Source organism: Priestia megaterium (assembly GCF_009497655.1).
Lineage (GTDB): Bacteria > Bacillota > Bacilli > Bacillales > Bacillaceae_H > Priestia > Priestia zanthoxyli.
This window is the reverse complement of record NZ_CP023317.1, coordinates 2,488,434-2,506,855: the sequence shown is the minus strand read 5'-3', so window position 1 is coordinate 2,506,855 and position 18,422 is coordinate 2,488,434. Positions and strand designations below refer to the sequence as shown.

Genomic DNA, 18,422 nt, shown 5'->3' with positions numbered 1-18,422 from the left:
TATGAATTATTAGAAAAATAAAAGGCAGATGGAAAAAGGTTATAAGTGAAACTTATGTTAATTAATAACATTCTTTTTATTTACTTATGTATAATATTATATTAAGATAGATGGTGAAGGGAATAGAGGATGGGGTAAGTAAATCCTTTATACATAGAATTTTAAGGGGGTAAAAGCAATGACTAAAAAAGACGTTTTTAACGCTCGTTCGTCATTCGATCTTAATGGCAGCACATATAATTATTACCGCTTACAAGCTTTAGAGGAAGCAGGTTTAGGTAACGTATCTAAGCTGCCGTATTCAATTAAAGTATTATTAGAATCTGTTCTTCGTCAGGTAGATGGCCGTGTTATTACAAAAGAACACGTCGAAAACCTTGCAAAATGGGGAACAAAAGATATCAAAGATATCGATGTTCCTTTCAAACCATCTCGTGTTATTCTTCAAGATTTCACTGGAGTTCCAGCGGTTGTAGACTTAGCGTCACTTCGTAAAGCAATGGCTGATTTAGGAGGAGATCCTGACAAAATCAATCCAGAAATTCCAGTAGACCTCGTTGTCGACCACTCCGTACAAGTTGATAAAGCAGGTACAGCTGACTCATTACGAATTAATATGGACCTTGAGTTTCAACGTAATACAGAGCGCTATAATTTCTTAAGCTGGGCTCAAAAATCATTTAATAACTATCGTGCAGTTCCGCCAGCTACTGGTATCGTGCATCAAGTAAATTTAGAATATTTAGCAAACGTTGTTCATGCTGTTGAAGAAGATGGCGAATTCGTAGCTTTCCCTGATTCTCTAGTAGGTACTGACTCTCATACAACGATGATTAATGGTATCGGTGTTTTAGGATGGGGTGTTGGCGGTATTGAAGCGGAAGCAGGCATGCTTGGTCAACCTTCTTATTTCCCAGTTCCTGAAGTAATCGGTGTTAAACTTGTTGGTGAATTACCAAACGGTACTACAGCTACAGACTTAGCGTTAAAAGTTACGCAAGTGCTTCGTCAAAAAGGAGTAGTCGGAAAATTCGTTGAATTCTTCGGTCCTGGCGTAGCAGAACTTCCATTAGCTGACCGTGCAACAATTGCTAATATGGCTCCTGAATACGGTGCAACATGCGGGTTCTTCCCAGTTGACGCAGAGGCATTAGCATACATGCGTTTAACAGGAAGAGATGAAAAAGACATTCAGGTTGTCGAACAATATACAAAAGCAAACGGTTTATTCTTTACACCAGAAAATGAAGATCCAATTTTCACTGATGTTGTTGAGATTAATCTTGCTGAGATTGAAGCAAATCTTTCAGGTCCAAAGCGTCCGCAAGATTTAATTCCACTTTCTCAAATGCAAACAGAATTCAAGAAAGCTTTAACAGCTCCTGTTAGCAATCAAAGCTTCGGACTTGATGCTAAAGACGTGGATAAAGAAGTTACGTTTAAGCTTGCAGACGGTTCAGAAACAACAATGAAAACAGGTGCCATCGCTATTGCGGCTATCACAAGCTGTACGAACACATCAAATCCTTACGTATTGGTAGCAGCTGGTTTAGTTGCGAAAAAAGCGGTAGAAAAAGGATTGGATGTTCCAGCTTACGTGAAAACTTCTTTAGCACCAGGTTCAAAAGTAGTAACGGCTTACCTTCAAAATTCAGGATTGCTTCCATACTTAGATAAAATCGGCTTTAACATCGTAGGCTATGGCTGTACGACTTGTATCGGTAACTCTGGTCCATTAGAAGCTGAAATTGAAGAAGCGATTGCAGACAACGACTTGCTTGTAACGTCTGTTCTTTCAGGAAACCGTAACTTTGAAGGACGTATTCATCAATTAGTAAAAGGTAACTATCTTGCTTCTCCGCCGCTTGTTGTAGCATATGCACTGGCTGGAACAGTAGATGTAGATTTACAAAAAGATCCAATCGGTATTGATACAGACGGAAACGAAGTATTCTTTAGTGACATTTGGCCTTCACAAGATGAAATTAAAGAAGTTGTTAGCCGTACGGTAACGCCTGAATTATTCCGTAACGAGTATGAGCGCGTATTCGATGATAACGAGCGCTGGAATGAAATTAAAACAAGCGAAGATGCTCTTTATACGTGGGAGAATGATTCAACGTACATTCAAAACCCACCTTTCTTTGAAGGGTTATCAGAAGAGCCAGGTGAAGTAGAAGCGTTAAATGATCTTCGCGTAGTAGCGAAATTTGGTGACTCAGTGACAACGGATCACATTTCACCAGCGGGTTCAATTGCAAAAACATCACCTGCAGGTCTTTACCTTCAAGAAAACGGTGTAGAACCAAAAGACTTTAACTCATACGGTTCTCGTCGTGGTAACCATGAAGTGATGATGCGCGGTACATTTGCAAACATCCGCATTAAAAACCAAGTAGCTCCTGGTACAGAAGGCGGCTGGACAACGTACTGGCCAACAAATGACGTAATGAGCATTTATGATGCTTGTATGAAATACAAAGAGCAAGGTACAGGTCTTGTTGTACTTGCAGGTAAAGATTACGGCATGGGAAGTTCTCGTGACTGGGCAGCAAAAGGCACAAATCTTTTAGGTATTAAAACAGTAATCGCTGAAAGCTTTGAGCGTATTCACCGTTCAAACCTAGTATTAATGGGTGTTTTACCTCTTCAATTTAAAGATGGTGAAAGCGCGGATACATTAGGTTTAACTGGAAAAGAAACAATTGCAGTAGCAGTTGATGAAACAGTAAAACCACGTGATCTTGTAAAAGTAACAGCAACTGATGAAGCTGGAAACAAAAAAGAATTTGAAGTACTGGTTCGCTTCGATAGTGAAGTTGAAATTGATTACTATCGTCACGGTGGTATCCTTCAAATGGTGCTTCGTGATAAATTACAGTCTAAAACACATGCGTAAGGTATAAAGAAAAAGAGCGGTTCTCGTGAGCCGCTCTTTTTTTATGCAAACGCACCGTTTTCGACAAAAAGTGAGAGGGAAATATGCTATATTATAAAAGAAAATGCCCTGTAAAAGGATTATTTTAGTAGATATTGCACATATCTATTAGTACATAGATTATCACTTTTTAGAAGAAATAAAGGAGCCGATCATATGGTTAAAAAAATAATTGCGGTCTTGCTTCTAGTAGGCTTTCTTAGCTACGCACTTTGGGAAGGGCTTTCTCCAAATGAAGCATCCGATAATTCTAACTTAAGCGAATACAAGGATTTAAATATTAAAAAAGGCGATAGTGCTCGTCAGGCTTCTGGTCAAGCTTATGGGTTAGAACCGAAAGATACAGCACCTCCGTTTACACTTTCAGATACGAACGGAAAAACTGTTCAATTATCGGACTTTAAAGGAAAAAAAGTTATTTTAAACTTTTGGGCCACATGGTGTCCGCCGTGTCAAAAAGAAATGCCCGATATGCAAGCGTTTTATAAGAAATATGGAAACGACGTACAGCTGCTTGCGGTTAATTTAACTTCATCAGAAGGTAGTAAACAGGCAGTATCTAAGTTTCTGAAAGAAAAACAGTTTACGTTTCATGTATTATTGGACGACCAAGATACTGTGGGAAGTAAAAAATACCGGGTGTCCACCATTCCGACATCTTACTTTATAGATGAAGAAGGGAAAATTGTTCAGCGAGTGAATGGTCCAATGACGCTTAAACAAATGGAAAACTTTGCTCAACAAGCAGCGAATTAACTTCGCTGCTTGTTTTATTAAAAATGAAACTTATTTACTTTACCATCGTATATATAGATAAGTCAGTAAATATGTCAAACTTTCTTACAACTTTTCAAAAAGTATGTTTACTTATCTGACAAATTGGTTACAATATAGATAGCTATATGATATCAGTTTCTTTTGATTTTTCAGATTTTTCATAAAAATTACATAAAGTAGGTGTTGGAATCATGAGAAAATTACGCAAACGTTCATTTGAAGAGTTAGTGCAAGAAAATAAAACGCAGCTGTTAAAAGATCAGTCAGAAATTGAACGCATTGAATTGGAAATTGAAAAGCGGTTAGAAGATCGTATGCTTGAAAGAGCTGAATAACTTTAAAGTAAGTTGGTTAGAGTAACGGTGAGGAGGGGATAAGCATGGGAAATCCTAAAAAACAAAGCAAAAGTTTTGTTCCGAATCACATCGGCACTCAACCGAGAGAAGCTGGTGGAAATAACGGAAAACAAATGCAAGATACATCCGGCAAGCATCCTCAAGTTATTCAAACCAAAGGTGAATGAATAAAAAGTCGCTGAATTCAGCGACTTTTTATTATTTGAATTCTACTGTGAATAAATAAACGTAAGGGTTGCTCGAAATAAGCTCTTTAACAACTTCTCCGTCATCGGTTGAAAGCGGAGCAACTCGTATGCCACTGCCATCGTCACCAAATAAAGCAGCAACTGGATATGGTTTATTCATTTTCACTTTTTGTTTTTTCTCTAATCCAGTAAAGGAATAGCCGTTCATTTTCTTTGGCTTTTCCGCTTCTATCCCTAGGTTTGTATCGTTGCTTCCCACATTAAACATTACTTTGTGAGTATCATCATCGATTTTATATGTAATAGCAAACATGTCAAATTCTTTTGAAACAGTCAACCCTCCTGAGAATAAAGGTTGTTTGGCTTTTCCCTTTTCATAATAAGTAGCTTTTACATAAGCTTCTTTTGCTCCATTAGGAGCTTTAACATCGTATGCCATGATATTACTTTTGTAGTCTAAGTTTGTCACGGCTAACATTTTTTCTTCATGTTTTGAGTAATGGTGAGGCTTGATAGAGGCACTTATTGTCAATTTGGATGCCAATGAAGTTTGCGACATAAAAAATACGGCAAGCACTGCAATAAAGATGACGCTTAGTAATGTTATCATTCGTTTGGTCATAGCGATTCCCCCTTTGTATGTATATATTACCATATTATGTATGTTTTATATATACATTTTAACTTAATTATAATTATATTATGTAAACTAAAATCATTTTTTTCCACTTATAGAGATGAACAAATCCGGCATACTACAATTGTAACAAAGTTATTTTGAGGAGGAAGATACAATGGCATGGAATAAACCGAATCCAGACGATCGCAGTGATAACGTTGAAAAATTACAAACAATGGTACAAAATACAATGAAAAACATTGAAGAAGCAGAAGAAGCTGCTGTATGCAGCACTGAAGAAGAACGTCAGCGCATTCAGCAAAAAAATCACAATCGCGAAGTAAGCATTGAAGCAATGCGCAGCGAAATAAAAGATGAATCAGAAGCTCGTCAAAATGGTTACGAAGGTACGATTTAATAAGTAAAACAGCGACAATAAGCAGCTAAAAATAAACGGTTTTAGCTGCTTTCTTTCTATATTTTTTTAGTAAGGTGAATAATAATATAAACTAGCGAAGAGGTTTATGTAGGTGAAAAAGCACGTGAAAAAGAAAATAGTAAGGATTTTGGTCAGTTTACTTGTCGTTTTGATTATTGTGGGCTCTTATCACACGCATAAGCCCTTGCCTAAAGGAGTTTCATACGAAAGTAAGCCTCACAAAGTAGAAGATGTATTTCTTTTATCGGACCTAACGTATCAAGACCAACAGACGTCGGTTTCCGAACAACATATTTTTCAAGCAGTTACGAATGCGATTGATGACGCAAAAGCTTTTATTATTATGGATATGTTTCTATTTAATGGCTACTATAACCAAGGTGAAACGTTTCCTCACCTTAGTGATACACTTGCAAGTAAGCTGATTGAAAAGAAACGAAAACATCCTACTATCGAAATCGTCTTTATTACAGATGAAATCAATACAACCTACGGCTCACATGATTCAAAGTGGTTAGATTCACTGCGGCTAAACGGAATCAAAGTGGTGCAAACCAATTTATCTAAGCTCAGAGACTCCATTCCACTATATTCTTCAGTGTGGAGAACTTTTGTTCAGTGGTTTGGTGAAAAAGGAACTGGATGGATCACGAATCCTTTCGGAAATAATGCGCCTAACGTGACGGCCCGTGCTTATTTTAAGTTGTTAAATGTAAAAGCTAATCACAGAAAAGTAGTAGCAACCGATCAAAGCGTTATTATCTCCTCTGCCAATCCTCATGATGCAAGCTTTTATAATTCCAACATGGCCTTTGAAGTAAAAGGGAATATCATTGGAGATGTTGTAAAAAGCGAACAAGCCGTGTCTGATTTTTCTTACGGAGGAGATTTACCTCGGTATAAGAAGAAAGAAAAAGAAAAGGGAGACCTCTATGTTCAGCTGTTAACAGAAGGCAAAATTTATAAGCACGTATTACATGATTTACGTCATGCTAAAAAAGGCGACGATGTGTGGCTTGGCATGTTTTATCTTGGAGATCGAGACGTAATAAAGGCGCTTTTGAAAGCTTCCGAACAAGGGGCAAACGTACGATTAATTTTAGACCCTAATGAAAATGCGTTCGGAAGAAAAAAGTTCGGACTGCCTAACCGTCCAGTCGCAGCAGAACTTGTGAAAAAATCTAAAGGCGATATTAAAGTTCGCTGGTATCATACGGGAAAAGAGCAGTATCATCCCAAAACTTTATTTATTCGAAACAAAAGAAAGGCAATGATTATTGCAGGAGCAGCAAATTTCACAAAACGAAATTTGGATGATTTGAACTTAGAAACGGATATTAAAGTATCAGGACCTCCTAACAAAAAGGTTATGACGGAACTAAACGCTTATTTTGACCGCCTATGGACAAATAAAGACTACACATACACACTTCCTTATAAAAGGTATGAAAATAAGATGACGAGGCTGGAAACACTGATATATCGTATTCAAGATGCGCTTAGTCTTACAACATATTGAGTAATAACCAAACTAGTAGGAGTATATTCTCCTTATATGGTAAGATAAAACAGGAACAGTGCAAGAGGAGGTAGAATCATGCTAGTATCGAAGAAAGAAATCGAAGTGCGCTATGCAGAAACCGATCAGATGGGCGTTGTGTATCATGCTAACTATTTAGTATGGATGGAAATAGGCCGAACACAGTTTATCAGTGATTTAGGTTTTAGCTATGCACAAATGGAAAGAGACGGTGTGCTGTCGCCAGTTATTGATATACAGGCATCATATAAAAAGCCGCTTCATTATGGCGAGACAGCTGTGGTACATACTTGGGTTGAGAACTATGACGGTCTACGCGTTGTGTACGGATACGAAATTTTTAATTCAGATGAAGAACTTGCGTTAACAGGAACATCGTCACACGTATGTGTAAAAAAAGAAAACTTTAAGCCTATTTCGATTCGCCGTAATTATCCGGAATGGCATAAAGCCTATGAAGACGCCAAAAAGCAGGGTTAAGCGTAAGAATAAAAAGCATCGATAAATCGATGCTTTTTATTCTTACGCTTCGTAATGAAAGTCAGGTTCTTTTGTTTCTTCATTATAATTTACGGTCAAATCATGACCATCAAAGTACCAAAGGTCTTCATCTTCTACGAAAAATGTTAAACCGTTAACTTTTGTTTCAACGCCAACGTTTTTAGGAGAATCTGTGTTTACACCTAAAGAAAAACCTTTTTGAACGTTGCTGCATCCGCCGTAGCGAACAAAAAAGCGAATTGTTTCGTTTCCTTCTAGCATCATTTCGTCTTTGTACCATGTAGCTGCTGCTTCTGTTACTGTTAATTTCATTAATTATGCTCCTTCCAATACTGCGGATACATTTATTATAGTAGAAAGATAGATAAATTACCAATATATACGAATCCAGCTAGGAAGGAATAAGATAAAATAAAATAAAACGATTTAATATAGAGGCGAATGCTTCATTTCTATATTAAATCGTTTCATTCTTTCATTTAAAATCATATTGTTTTCCAATGGTTTCCCAGCAGTGAACGCAGTAGCGGCTTCCTTCTAGCTGTGAATCCATTTTCTTATTACGTTTGCAAATGGGGCATTTTTTCTTCACATTATTCACCTCCTTATTTTAGTATCAGTATAACTAATAAACAAGAAATGTATTCGCTTACAAAGCGGTTATAAAAAAAGAAATAAGAGGCTCTTCCTCTTATTTCTTTTTACCTGATAAAAATGTGACTTTCGGTTCTGTTTTGTTAAGAATTCGCGTAATGTTTGCGCGGTGTCTGTAAATGACAAAGGCTACAATTACACCAATAATCATAATAAGCATGTAGTCTTGTTTAAATAGCGTGTAGATAAAGGTTAATACCCCAGTAACCATTGATGACAGTGATACATACTTCGTTATGTATAAGCAGATAAAAAAACATAATAGCACGAAAACAAATAAAAGAGGTTCATAACATAAAATCACTCCGGCGGATGTGGCAACAGCTTTCCCGCCTTTAAATTTCGCGAAAATAGGAAAAATATGACCAATGACAGCAAATAAACCAATGAAGAGAATGTTTTGATTTGTATCAAATAAAAGCGGTAAAGAAGCTGCTAGGGTGCCTTTTAGAATGTCTCCAAGTGTAACGATAATTCCGGCTTTTACACCCAATGTACGAAATGAGTTGGTGCCGCCTAAATTGCCACTTCCATGCTCTCGTATATCGATGCCGTATCCTAGTTTTCCAACAACTAGTCCAAAAGGAATAGAGCCCAAGATATAGGCAAGAATAGGTAATAAATAATTCATGTTTGAAAGCTCCTTTATTTCTATATCGTTTCTATTTTACCATGAGATACTTAAAAAAACATAGTTAGTTTTGGGTGAGAGCCAATTATTTTTAAAAAAGAAGACGTTTACAAAAATAGAGAAAACGGGTACTATATGCAGGAAATCAACTGTAAATCGCGAATGTTGTTCAGTACATATTATATAGCTAAGAGAGGTAATAGACATGTCCATTAAAATTCCTTCCCGTCAAGAGCTTGGTAAAATATTAAAAAAAAGCAAGCGCATTGCTGTAGTAGGTTTATCAGATAATCCTCATCGAACGTCTTATATGGTTTCAGAAGCCATGCAGCAGCAAGGTTACGAGATAATTCCGGTGAACCCAACAATCAACTCAGCGCTCGGCGTAAAAGCCGTATCTTCATTAAAAGAAATTGAAGGGCATATTGATATCGTTAATGTATTTCGTCGCTCTGAGCATTTGCTTGAAGTTGCAGAAGAGTTTTTAGAAGTAGATGCAGACGTATTTTGGGCACAATCTGGTTTAATTAATGAAGAAGCATATGACCTGCTCGCTAAAAAAGGGTATACTGTAGTTATGGATCGTTGTATAAAAGTCGAGCATGCTTTAACAAAGTAAGATCTATAAGCAGAACAACCAACCCATGCACACTGCTTGCATGGGTTTCACCATGCGTTGAAATAGTAAGAGAGTTTCCGCTACAATAGACGTTAGACAGCTAGCTTTATAAGGCTTATAATCCATGAATACACAAGATATTGCTTTTATAATACGGAAATTTGTGCTAAAATCTTGTAAGTACGCAAAAATAGAAACATACGTTCTGTTGATGCGAACACTATAAAATTAAAAGATAGGATACATGATCATTTATTCTTAGACACGAAGCGCAAACGTTTGTGTTTCATACATAATGTAGTAATGTTCGTTGTGATGAAAGGGGTAGTATGAATGGCTCGGAAACAACAATTTAATTATAATGAAGATGCAATTCAAGTACTAGAAGGATTAGATGCCGTTCGTAAACGTCCTGGTATGTATATTGGAAGTACGGATACACGAGGTCTGCATCATTTAGTATATGAAATCGTCGACAACTCTGTCGATGAAGCTCTAGCAGGCTACGGAGAAGAAATTATTGTAACCATTCACAAAGATAATTCAATTTCTGTACAAGATAAAGGTCGAGGTATGCCAACTGGCATGCATAAACTAGGAAAACCAACGCCTGAAGTTATTTTAACCATCTTGCATGCAGGAGGTAAATTCGGACAGGGTGGATATAAAACAAGCGGAGGCTTACACGGAGTAGGTGCATCTGTTGTAAATGCGCTGTCTGAATGGTTGACTGTAACTATTCATAGAGATGGATTTATTTATGAACAGCGTTTTGAAAATGGAGGAAAGCCGGTTACGACGCTAGAAAAAATAGGGAAAACAAAAAAAACGGGAACAACGATTCATTTCAAACCGGATGCCACGATTTTTTCAACAACCGTGTACAATTATGATACGCTTTGTGAACGGCTCCGCGAATCGGCTTTTCTGTTAAAAGGATTCAAAATAGAGTTAATCGATAAAAGGCATGATCGTCAAGATATCTTTCATTATGAAACAGGTATTCAAGCCTTCGTTTCATATTTAAATGAAGAAAAAGATTCACTTCATCCAGTCGTCTTTTTTGAAGGGATTCATCATAATATTGAAGTTGAATTTGCGTTTCAATTTAACGATGGTTATTCTGAAACCATTTTATCATTTGTTAATAATGTTCGTACCAAAGACGGGGGAACGCATGAGTCCGGTGCAAAAAGCGCTATGACGCGTGCGTTTAATGAATACGCCCGTAAAGTAAGCCTGCTAAAAGAAAAAGACAAAAACTTAGAAGGAACGGATATACGAGAAGGATTAGGAGCCATCGTTTCCGTTAGAATACCTGAAGAGTTGCTTCAGTTTGAAGGACAAACCAAAGGAAAGTTAGGTACAAGTGAAGCTCGTTCGTCGGTAGATGCAGTTATTTCTGAAAAACTTGCCTATTTCCTAGAAGAAAATCCAGACGTAAGCTCTCTTCTTGTAAAAAAAGCAATCAAAGCTGCTCAAGCGCGTGAAGCGGCACGTAAGGCGAGAGAAGACGCAAGAAACGGGAAAAAACGAAAGCGTCAAGAAACCGTTCTAAGCGGGAAGTTGACGCCTGCGCAATCAAGAAATCCTCAGCGAAACGAACTGTACCTAGTCGAAGGGGATTCCGCCGGAGGTTCAGCAAAACAAGGAAGGGATCGCCGCTTTCAAGCTGTGCTGCCGCTGCGAGGGAAAGTTATCAATACCGAAAAAGCCAAGCTTCAAGATATTTTTAAAAACGAAGAAATTAGTACGATCATTCACGCGATAGGCGGAGGAGTAGGCGCAGATTTTACAATCGATGATATTAACTACGATAAAATAGTCATCATGACCGATGCGGATACGGATGGGGCTCATATTCAAGTGCTTCTTCTAACGTTTTTCTACCGCTATATGAAACCGCTTGTGGAAGCAGGAAAAGTATTTATTGCTCTTCCACCGCTCTACAAAGTAAGTAAAGGGTCAGGTAAAAAAGAAGTGGTTGAATATTCATGGAGTGACGAAGAGTTGCAAGGTGCTATCGATAAGGTAGGAAGAGGGTATATGATTCAACGCTATAAAGGTCTCGGTGAAATGAACGCAGATCAGCTTTGGGAAACAACAATGAACCCAGAGACGCGTACGCTGATTCGTGTTCGTATTGATGATGCTGCTCGCGCTGATCGTCGTGTGACCACTTTGATGGGCGATAAAGTAGAACCACGCAGAAAATGGATTGAAAGCAACGTAGCGTTTGGATTAGAAGAAGATCCAAATATTTTAGATAATGAAAATGTATTAACGGTCGCAGAGGAGGACGTACAATGACACAAACAGAACGCTTTTTAGATTTACCTCTTGAGGATGTACTAGGCGACCGTTTTGGTCGATACAGTAAATATATTATTCAAGAGCGTGCACTGCCGGATGCAAGAGACGGGTTAAAACCCGTTCAGCGTCGTATTTTATATGCAATGCACGTAGATGGAAATACAGCAGAAAAAGGGTTTCGTAAGTCAGCCAAAACTGTAGGAAACGTAATTGGTAACTATCACCCTCATGGTGATTCATCTGTATATGATGCCATGGTTCGAATGAGTCAAGAATGGAAAGTTAGAAATGTATTAATCGAAATGCACGGAAACAACGGAAGTATTGATGGAGATCCCCCAGCAGCAATGCGTTATACAGAAGCTCGCCTTTCATCGATTGCTGCAGAACTTCTACGAGATATTGACAAACAAACGGTTGAGTTTGTGTCTAACTTCGATGATACAAGCAGCGAACCAACTGTGTTACCAGCTATGTTTCCTAACTTGCTAGTGAATGGATCCACGGGTATTTCAGCTGGTTATGCTACAGAACTTCCTCCTCATCATTTAGGTGAAGTAATTGACGCAACGATCATGCGAATTGATAAACCAACGTGTACAATTGAAGAATTAATGACGGCTATCCAAGGTCCTGATTTTCCTACAGGGGGAATCATTCAAGGTGTAGACGGGATTAAGAAAGCCTACGAGACAGGTAAAGGGAAAATTATTATTCGCGGAAAAACGGAAGTGGAGTCCATTCGCGGCGGAAAACAGCAAATTGTCATTACGGAAATTCCGTTTGAAGTAAACAAAGCCAACCTTGTGAAGAAAATGGATGAGCTTCGTTTAGATAAAAAAGTGGAAGGTATTGCTGAAGTTCGCGATGAAACGGATCGTACGGGTCTGCGCATCGTAGTAGAATTAAAAAAAGACGCAAATGCTCAAGGAGTACTTCACTTCCTTTATAAAAATACGGATCTGCAAGTACCGTATAATTTTAACATGGTTGCCATTGCTAAAAAGCGACCAAAGCTTATGAGTTTGGCTAACATTCTTGATGCTTATATTGATCATCAAAAAGAAGTAGTAACAAATCGTTCTAAATACGAACTGCAAAAAGCACGTGAACGTGAACATATTGTAGCGGGATTGATTAAGGCACTGTCGATTTTAGATGAAGTTATTGCGACGATTAGAGCTTCTAAAGATAAGCGCGACGCTAAAAATAATTTAATTGGCAAATATGAATTTACAGAACCTCAAGCAGAAGCGATTGTGTCGCTTCAATTATACCGTTTGACAAACACGGACATTACAGCTCTACAAGCAGAAGCTGAAGAGCTAGGTGCTAAAATTAACGAGTTAGAAGAAATCTTACATAGCGAGAAAAAACTTTTTAATGTAATCAAAAAAGAATTACGCCGTGTAAAAAAGCAATACAGTACAGAACGCCGCTCAAAAATTGAAGCGGAAATCGAAGAGATTAAAATTAATCTAGAAGTGATGGTTCCATCTGAAGAAGTGATGGTAACAGTCACAAAAGACGGATATGTAAAACGAACAAGTCTTCGTTCTTACGCCGCGTCTAACGGGCAAGACTTCGGTATGAAAGATACGGACCGAATTTTAGCCAAGTATGAAATTAATACAACCGAAACGCTGCTCATCTTCACAAACAAAGGGAATTATTTATATATGCCAGTGCACGAACTTCCTGATATCAGGTGGAAAGACATGGGTCAGCATATCATGAACATTGTTCCAATTGATAAAGAAGAGCAGATTGTACGAGCGATACCGGTAAAAGAATTTAAAGAAAATCAGTATCTGCTTTTCTTTACGAAAAATGGTATGGTCAAAAAATCAGAATTACTTCAATATAAAGCACAGCGCTACTCCAAAGCTCTTGTCGCCGTTAATTTAAAAGGCGATGATGAAGTAGTGGACGTATATCAAACGGATGGTAAAAAACAAGTGTTTATTGCCACTCGCTCTGGCTACGGACTGCGTTTCCGGGAAGAAGAAATTAATATTGTAGGAACTCGCGCTTCTGGTGTAAAAGGAATTAACTTAAAAGACGATGATTATGTTGTAAGCGGCGTTATCTTCGATGAAGATGAAGCTCTATCAACTGAATTATTTATCGCCACGCAGCGAGGAGCTGTGAAAAAGACAAAAATTGCTGAGTTTGAAGAATCAGCACGAGCAAAACGAGGGCTAGTGATGGTCCGAGAACTAAAATCTAATCCGCATCAAATTGCAAAAGTAAAAGTAATCTCTAAAGAACATTACATGATAGTGGAATCATCTAAAGGTCAAATCGAGCAGGTTGATCCATCTACAATGCGAGCTAGTGACCGATATAGCAACGGTTCATTCGTATTGGACCAAAGCGAAGCTGGCAATTTAGTTGATATGTGGCTGGAAGAAAAATAACAAAAAAAGTAGTAAAGTTTTTAAAGCTTTACTACTTTTTCTACCCAATATTTTTAAAATAAACTATGTTCTAAATAAACAATGTAAAATGATTTTCCTACTCCTCATTCCAAATGAACATCATGCATCTCCTACACAAGCCTATAAGAAACTTTTGAATGTTCAAATTGTCCAAAACATATATATATAAGAACATCTAGGAGGTGTTATATATGAACTATTTTATTCACGTAACTCCTAAGACTAAACTTTTTGTTCGGGATATTGGAAAAGGGGAACCCGTTCTTTTCCTTCACGGGTGGCCTGTTAATGCTAAAATGTACGAATACCAATTTACAACGCTGCCGGCCTGCGGTATTCGGTGTATTGCTCCTGATCTTCGAGGATTTGGAAAATCAGATGCGCCTTTCACCGGCTATTCTTACAATCAATTAGCGGATGATATTCGTATGTTAGTAGAAAAATTAGGACTTAAAAATTATACTCTAGTAGGCTTTTCTATGGGGGGAGCCATTGCCATTCGATATATGAGTAGACACTTAGGATATGGTGTGAAGAAGTTAATTTTATTAGGGGCAGCGGCTCCAAGCTTTATTCAAAAAACTGATTTTCCATACGGACTTCCTTCTGAAGAAGTAAATACAATTATTCAAAATACGTATAGAGATCGTCCTAACATGCTTGAAGACTTTGGGAAAAAATTTTTTAATCAGCCTGCCAGCGCAGCTTTTAGAGGATGGTTTCAAGATTTAGGTTTAGAGGCATCTGGCCATGGAACGATTAAAACTGCGGTGTCTTTACGAGACGAAGACTTACGGGAAGATTTGAGTCAAATTTTCGCTGAGACATATATATTACACGGAAAAAAAGATCAAATTTGTCCATTTGATCTTGCAAAAGTAATGAATCGCCACATTTCATTTTCTACACTGATCCCATTTGAAAATAGTGGACACGGTCTTTTTTATGATGAACGTGAGAAAGTAAACGACACCCTTATTGAACTCATCAATAAAAGCTCAGCCGATAAGTAAGGATACACATTTAAAACCGAATTGGCAGCCAAATAAAAAAAGTAAAAAACCAGCACCTAATGTAATGAGGCGAAAAAGCTTAGGCGTGATAAATTTTCTTGTAAAATGAATGCTGCCCGCAATATTTAAATTCCAAAGAATTATGCCAAAAATAATAAAGAAGCTATGAAAAAAGACGGATAGCCACGTTTGACTTTGAAGACTTTCGCTTAAGCTTGATCCAAATACACCGAACCAAAACACAATATTTAAAGGGTTCATAAGAGCAATAAAAAAACCTGTAAAAAACGACTTATCTTTTTTAGCAGAGGGGTTATTTACATCTACTGAAAAGGAACGAGAGACAGCTTGTTTCATACTTTGAAAGCCAACAAATGTGAGCATGACAAAACCCGTTGCATACAGGACAACCGTAACAGCCTGCATCTGAACAAAAGGGGTTAACCCTATTAAAATGAGAAGCATAAATAAGATATCGGCTGTCATTCCTCCTAAACCAACTAGCCAAGAAGCCCAAAATCCTTTTGTCAGACCTCTTTTAATCATCTCTATATTAATTGGGCCTACCGGTGCTGCGAGACTAATACCTAGAATTATTTGTTTTATAGCAATCAAAAACCACTCCACAAACACAGCCTCCTTTCTAACTTGTCCAATAGTAGCTTATATATATATAGATTAGAATTTTATAATTTAGAAGCGAGATTTAGTTAAAAATACTCATAAACTTTCTTTTTTTTAATACACATGTAACGTTGAGTTCCATAAGGAGGGTTTTAATGGTATCAAAAATGCTTTTTCGAGCTAATGAGATTTTAGAGTCAACGCACGTCCCGTTCTGGGGGAAAGATGCTTTTCAATATTTCCAAAGCGATATATTATCAGAAGAAAATCCATTTCCCTGTATATTAGGGGTAGAAGGCTTTAAAAAAGATTTACTGCGTTTTTCATTTGTGACGACTCCTTATAACTATCAAGATATTAAACATGCAGCGGCGGCACTTAGAGAATACATAGATACATTTAAGACCATAGGTCGCTATACATCCTTTGTGTTATTCTTTAAGCCTGAACATAAAGAACGGTCAATGGAAGAGTACGAAACGATGTTTTGGGATACGCTGACGTTTCTTCATCAAATTGATCAAAAGAAATGGCCGCAAGATATTCCGAAAGACCCAAAAGATGCATTATGGGAATTTTGTTTTCACGGAGAACCTATTTTTGTCGTCTGTAATACGCCTGCTCATTCTCTACGTAAAAGCCGTAAGAGCAGAGGATTTATGATTACATTTCAGCCGCGGTGGGTGTTTGAAGGTATGACAGGAGATTCAAAAATAGGGAAGCATGTACAAAAAGTCGTCCGCGATCGGTTAAAAACATATGATGACGTATCAGCTCACCCTGAGTTAGGCTGGTATGGACAGCAGGAAAACAGAGAGTGGAAGCAATATTTTTTACACGATGATAATAACCATACTACCGGACAGTGTCCATTTAAATTAAAAAGGAGTGAGCAGCATGGACGTAAAAAAAGCCTCTATTAAAAAAGGAGTTGGCGGAAAGTTTGAAGAAGTAATTAAAGAGCTGCTTCCGGCGTATACTGGATACGTTGAAGTACAGCACGATATTGCTTTTCAAACACATCCGTCTCATACGCATCCAACTGATGAAATTCTTCATATCCTTGATGGATCTATTTACTTTACAGTTGAACGTGATACGGTTCTATGTCAGGCCGGAGATCGGATACATTTACCGAAACAAACGGTTCATTCTTCAAAAGCCGGTCCTGATGGATGCACATACGTTATTTCCATTTTAAAATAAAGATGAAAGAAGATGATGCTTATGCTACGTTCCCGACCAGTGCTGCTGCTTATCGATGTACAAGAAGGGTTTTATTCACCCCAGTGGGGAGAAAGAAACAATTTAGATGCAGAAAAGAATATGCTGACGCTACTGCAAGCATGGAGACGCCAAGATTATCCTGTCATTCACGTGCAGCATGCATCAGAAAATCCAGATTCTCCTTTACACCCAAGCTCGAAGGGGTTTCAGTTTAAAGAAGGATTTGGTCCACAAGAAGATGAATACTTAATTCGCAAGCACGTGAACAGCTGCTTCATTGGAACAGAGCTAGATAGCTATTTAAAAGCAAATGGCTATGATACGCTCATTTTAATAGGACTAACTACTAATCACTGCGTCTCTACGACTGCCCGCATGGCTGGGAATTTAGGGTACAGGACGTACGTTGTAAACGATGCAACGGCTTGCTTTGATTGTATGTCCTACGATGGAAAAACCAGACTTCCTGCAGAAGATGTACATACATTCGCACTGTCTTCTTTGCACGGAGAGTTTGCAACGGTCATTTCTACAAAAGAGACTCTTCAAGTCCTTCAAACCTTTCAATATGCCCAAAACCAATAACCGATGTGCATGCGCACATCGTTTTTTTATGTAGATTATGTTTATTAAAAGAAGTAAAATAAAGATAATTCTATACTATAAGGAGTTTGTACATATGATCATTCGTTATGCTAAAGAAGAAGATTTACCTATGCTTGTTGAAATTTATAATCAGTCCGTTCAAACAAGTGCTGCTACTTTTGACTTAACGCCTGTAACAGTAGAACAAAGAAGGGGCTGGTTTAATAATCATATTAGCAATGAACTCTTTCCGCTTATTGTCGCGGAAAAAGATGGAGTAGTAGCGGGCTATGCTTCGCTTTCTTCTTATCGAGATAAAGAAGCGTACATTCAAACGGTAGAGCTATCGATTTATATTGATAAAAATCAGCAGGGGTATGGCATTGGAAAACAGCTTATGAAGCGGATTTTGGAATTGGCTAAAGAACTCAACCATCACGTTGTCATTTCAGGGATTACAAAAGGGAATGATATCAGTATCAAAATGCATGAGCAATTTAATTTTACATTTTGCGGAGAATTTAAAGAAGTAGGCTGGAAATTCGATCAGTGGCAAGATGTGCTTTTTTATCAGCTTATTTTATAAGATGTATGACACCTTTACACATTGTAACGTTTTAGTTTCATGTGTAAAGGTTATTAAAATAATAAGTCATTTTATTATTTTAATACGAAAGGTGTTAGCTATCATGAATACAGCATATAAGAGCTATTCCAAAAAGATGGTCCAAAAAAGAACTGCATATCCAGCTGAATAGAATCAAACACAATTCTGAACTATCTACTATAACAGCAGATCCGCTTTTTCACCTGTTACAATGTACTCGTTCGGGCCTTCAAACTAAGCAAGAAATCATAGACTACATCCAAACCATTCCTAATCACCAACTTCCATCTTTTGCAACTCGTTTAAGCAGGTTAATTCAGCGTATTTATTATATCGAAGCTGCTGATTAC

19 protein-coding genes are annotated in these 18,422 nt (G+C 37.7%); 15 read left to right on the top strand and 4 right to left on the bottom strand.

All coding sequences use genetic code 11. The features are described from left to right. Positions 1–178: 178 nt before the first annotated feature. The 4 genes from acnA (at position 179) to CEQ83_RS12540 (ending at position 4,238) form a co-directional block, all read left to right on the top strand. Complete coding sequence (acnA, locus tag CEQ83_RS12555; RefSeq protein WP_028413158.1) at positions 179–2,899, top strand: aconitate hydratase AcnA; 2,721 nt, start codon at positions 179–181, stop codon at positions 2,897–2,899. 195 nt (positions 2,900–3,094) lie between these two features. Next, positions 3,095–3,694, top strand: coding sequence for a TlpA disulfide reductase family protein (locus CEQ83_RS12550; RefSeq protein ID WP_028413159.1), 600 nt, complete (start codon positions 3,095–3,097; stop codon positions 3,692–3,694). A gap of 212 nt (positions 3,695–3,906) precedes the next feature. Further along, positions 3,907–4,050 (top strand): FbpB family small basic protein, encoded by a 144-nt coding sequence (locus CEQ83_RS12545; protein ID WP_014459884.1) that lies wholly within the window; start codon positions 3,907–3,909, stop codon positions 4,048–4,050. Between the two features lie 44 nt (positions 4,051–4,094). Continuing rightward, on the top strand, positions 4,095–4,238 hold the full coding sequence (locus CEQ83_RS12540; RefSeq protein ID WP_014459885.1) for an acid-soluble spore protein N: 144 nt from the start codon (positions 4,095–4,097) through the stop codon (positions 4,236–4,238). A 31-nt stretch (positions 4,239–4,269) separates the two neighbouring features. Here the strand turns inward: CEQ83_RS12540 and CEQ83_RS12535 are convergent, their stop codons facing one another. Next, positions 4,270–4,881: a hypothetical protein gene (locus CEQ83_RS12535; protein WP_034266493.1), complete on the bottom strand. Its 612-nt coding sequence runs from the start codon at positions 4,879–4,881 to the stop codon at positions 4,270–4,272. Between the two features lie 172 nt (positions 4,882–5,053). On the opposite strand from CEQ83_RS12535, the gene tlp reads away from it, so the two are divergent. The 3 genes from tlp (at position 5,054) to CEQ83_RS12520 (ending at position 7,337) form a co-directional block, all read left to right on the top strand. Beyond that, positions 5,054–5,296 carry a small acid-soluble spore protein Tlp gene (gene tlp, locus CEQ83_RS12530; RefSeq protein ID WP_098999383.1) on the top strand — a complete coding sequence of 81 codons (243 nt, stop codon included), beginning with the start codon at positions 5,054–5,056 and terminating at the stop codon, positions 5,294–5,296. Positions 5,297–5,408: 112 nt separating this feature from the next. After that, a complete protein-coding gene (locus tag CEQ83_RS12525) occupies positions 5,409–6,836 on the top strand; it encodes a phospholipase D family protein (protein ID WP_098113033.1) in 1,428 nt (475 codons plus the stop codon). A 78-nt stretch (positions 6,837–6,914) separates the two neighbouring features. Then, a complete protein-coding gene (locus tag CEQ83_RS12520) occupies positions 6,915–7,337 on the top strand; it encodes an acyl-CoA thioesterase (protein WP_048019239.1) in 423 nt (140 codons plus the stop codon). 42 nt (positions 7,338–7,379) lie between these two features. On the opposite strand, the gene CEQ83_RS12515 is transcribed toward CEQ83_RS12520, so the two are convergent. Both CEQ83_RS12515 and plsY read right to left on the bottom strand, forming a co-directional pair. Continuing rightward, positions 7,380–7,670: a HesB/YadR/YfhF family protein gene (locus CEQ83_RS12515; RefSeq protein ID WP_098113032.1), complete on the bottom strand. Its 291-nt coding sequence runs from the start codon at positions 7,668–7,670 to the stop codon at positions 7,380–7,382. 379 nt (positions 7,671–8,049) lie between these two features. After that, complete coding sequence (plsY, locus tag CEQ83_RS12510) at positions 8,050–8,643, bottom strand: glycerol-3-phosphate 1-O-acyltransferase PlsY (RefSeq protein ID WP_014459891.1); 594 nt, start codon at positions 8,641–8,643, stop codon at positions 8,050–8,052. A 205-nt stretch (positions 8,644–8,848) separates the two neighbouring features. Between plsY and CEQ83_RS12505 the strand changes: the two genes are divergently transcribed. From CEQ83_RS12505 to CEQ83_RS12490, 4 genes are all read left to right on the top strand, one after another. Then, positions 8,849–9,262, top strand: coding sequence for a CoA-binding protein (locus CEQ83_RS12505; RefSeq protein WP_013057242.1), 414 nt, complete (start codon positions 8,849–8,851; stop codon positions 9,260–9,262). 333 nt (positions 9,263–9,595) lie between these two features. Next, the gene (gene parE, locus CEQ83_RS12500) at positions 9,596–11,572 is read left to right on the top strand and encodes a DNA topoisomerase IV subunit B (protein ID WP_028413163.1); all 1,977 of its coding nucleotides are present in this window, start codon (positions 9,596–9,598) and stop codon (positions 11,570–11,572) included. Further along, positions 11,569–13,995 (top strand): DNA topoisomerase IV subunit A, encoded by a 2,427-nt coding sequence (gene parC / locus CEQ83_RS12495; RefSeq protein ID WP_033579117.1) that lies wholly within the window; start codon positions 11,569–11,571, stop codon positions 13,993–13,995. Before parE ends, parC begins: the two co-directional genes overlap by 4 nt. A 212-nt stretch (positions 13,996–14,207) precedes the next feature. Further along, positions 14,208–15,029, top strand: a complete 822-nt coding sequence (locus tag CEQ83_RS12490; protein WP_098999381.1) for an alpha/beta fold hydrolase — start codon at positions 14,208–14,210, stop codon at positions 15,027–15,029. Here the strand turns inward: CEQ83_RS12490 and CEQ83_RS12485 are convergent. Then, positions 15,015–15,656, bottom strand: a complete 642-nt coding sequence (locus CEQ83_RS12485) for a LysE family transporter (protein WP_063247899.1) — start codon at positions 15,654–15,656, stop codon at positions 15,015–15,017. The two genes, CEQ83_RS12490 and CEQ83_RS12485, sit on opposite strands and share 15 nt — an antisense overlap. Positions 15,657–15,808: 152 nt before the next feature. Here CEQ83_RS12485 and CEQ83_RS12480 point away from each other — a divergent pair, with 152 nt between their 5' ends. From CEQ83_RS12480 to CEQ83_RS12465, 4 genes are all read left to right on the top strand, one after another. Then, positions 15,809–16,576 (top strand): YqcI/YcgG family protein, encoded by a 768-nt coding sequence (locus CEQ83_RS12480; RefSeq protein ID WP_099331057.1) that lies wholly within the window; start codon positions 15,809–15,811, stop codon positions 16,574–16,576. After that, positions 16,551–16,859: a cupin domain-containing protein gene (locus CEQ83_RS12475; protein ID WP_155017289.1), complete on the top strand. Its 309-nt coding sequence runs from the start codon at positions 16,551–16,553 to the stop codon at positions 16,857–16,859. Before CEQ83_RS12480 ends, CEQ83_RS12475 begins: the two co-directional genes overlap by 26 nt. Before the next feature lie 21 nt (positions 16,860–16,880). Beyond that, on the top strand, positions 16,881–17,465 hold the full coding sequence (locus tag CEQ83_RS12470; RefSeq protein WP_098113185.1) for a cysteine hydrolase family protein: 585 nt from the start codon (positions 16,881–16,883) through the stop codon (positions 17,463–17,465). A gap of 94 nt (positions 17,466–17,559) precedes the next feature. Continuing rightward, positions 17,560–18,051, top strand: a complete 492-nt coding sequence (locus CEQ83_RS12465; RefSeq protein WP_014459898.1) for a GNAT family N-acetyltransferase — start codon at positions 17,560–17,562, stop codon at positions 18,049–18,051. Positions 18,052–18,422: the final 371 nt, after the last annotated feature.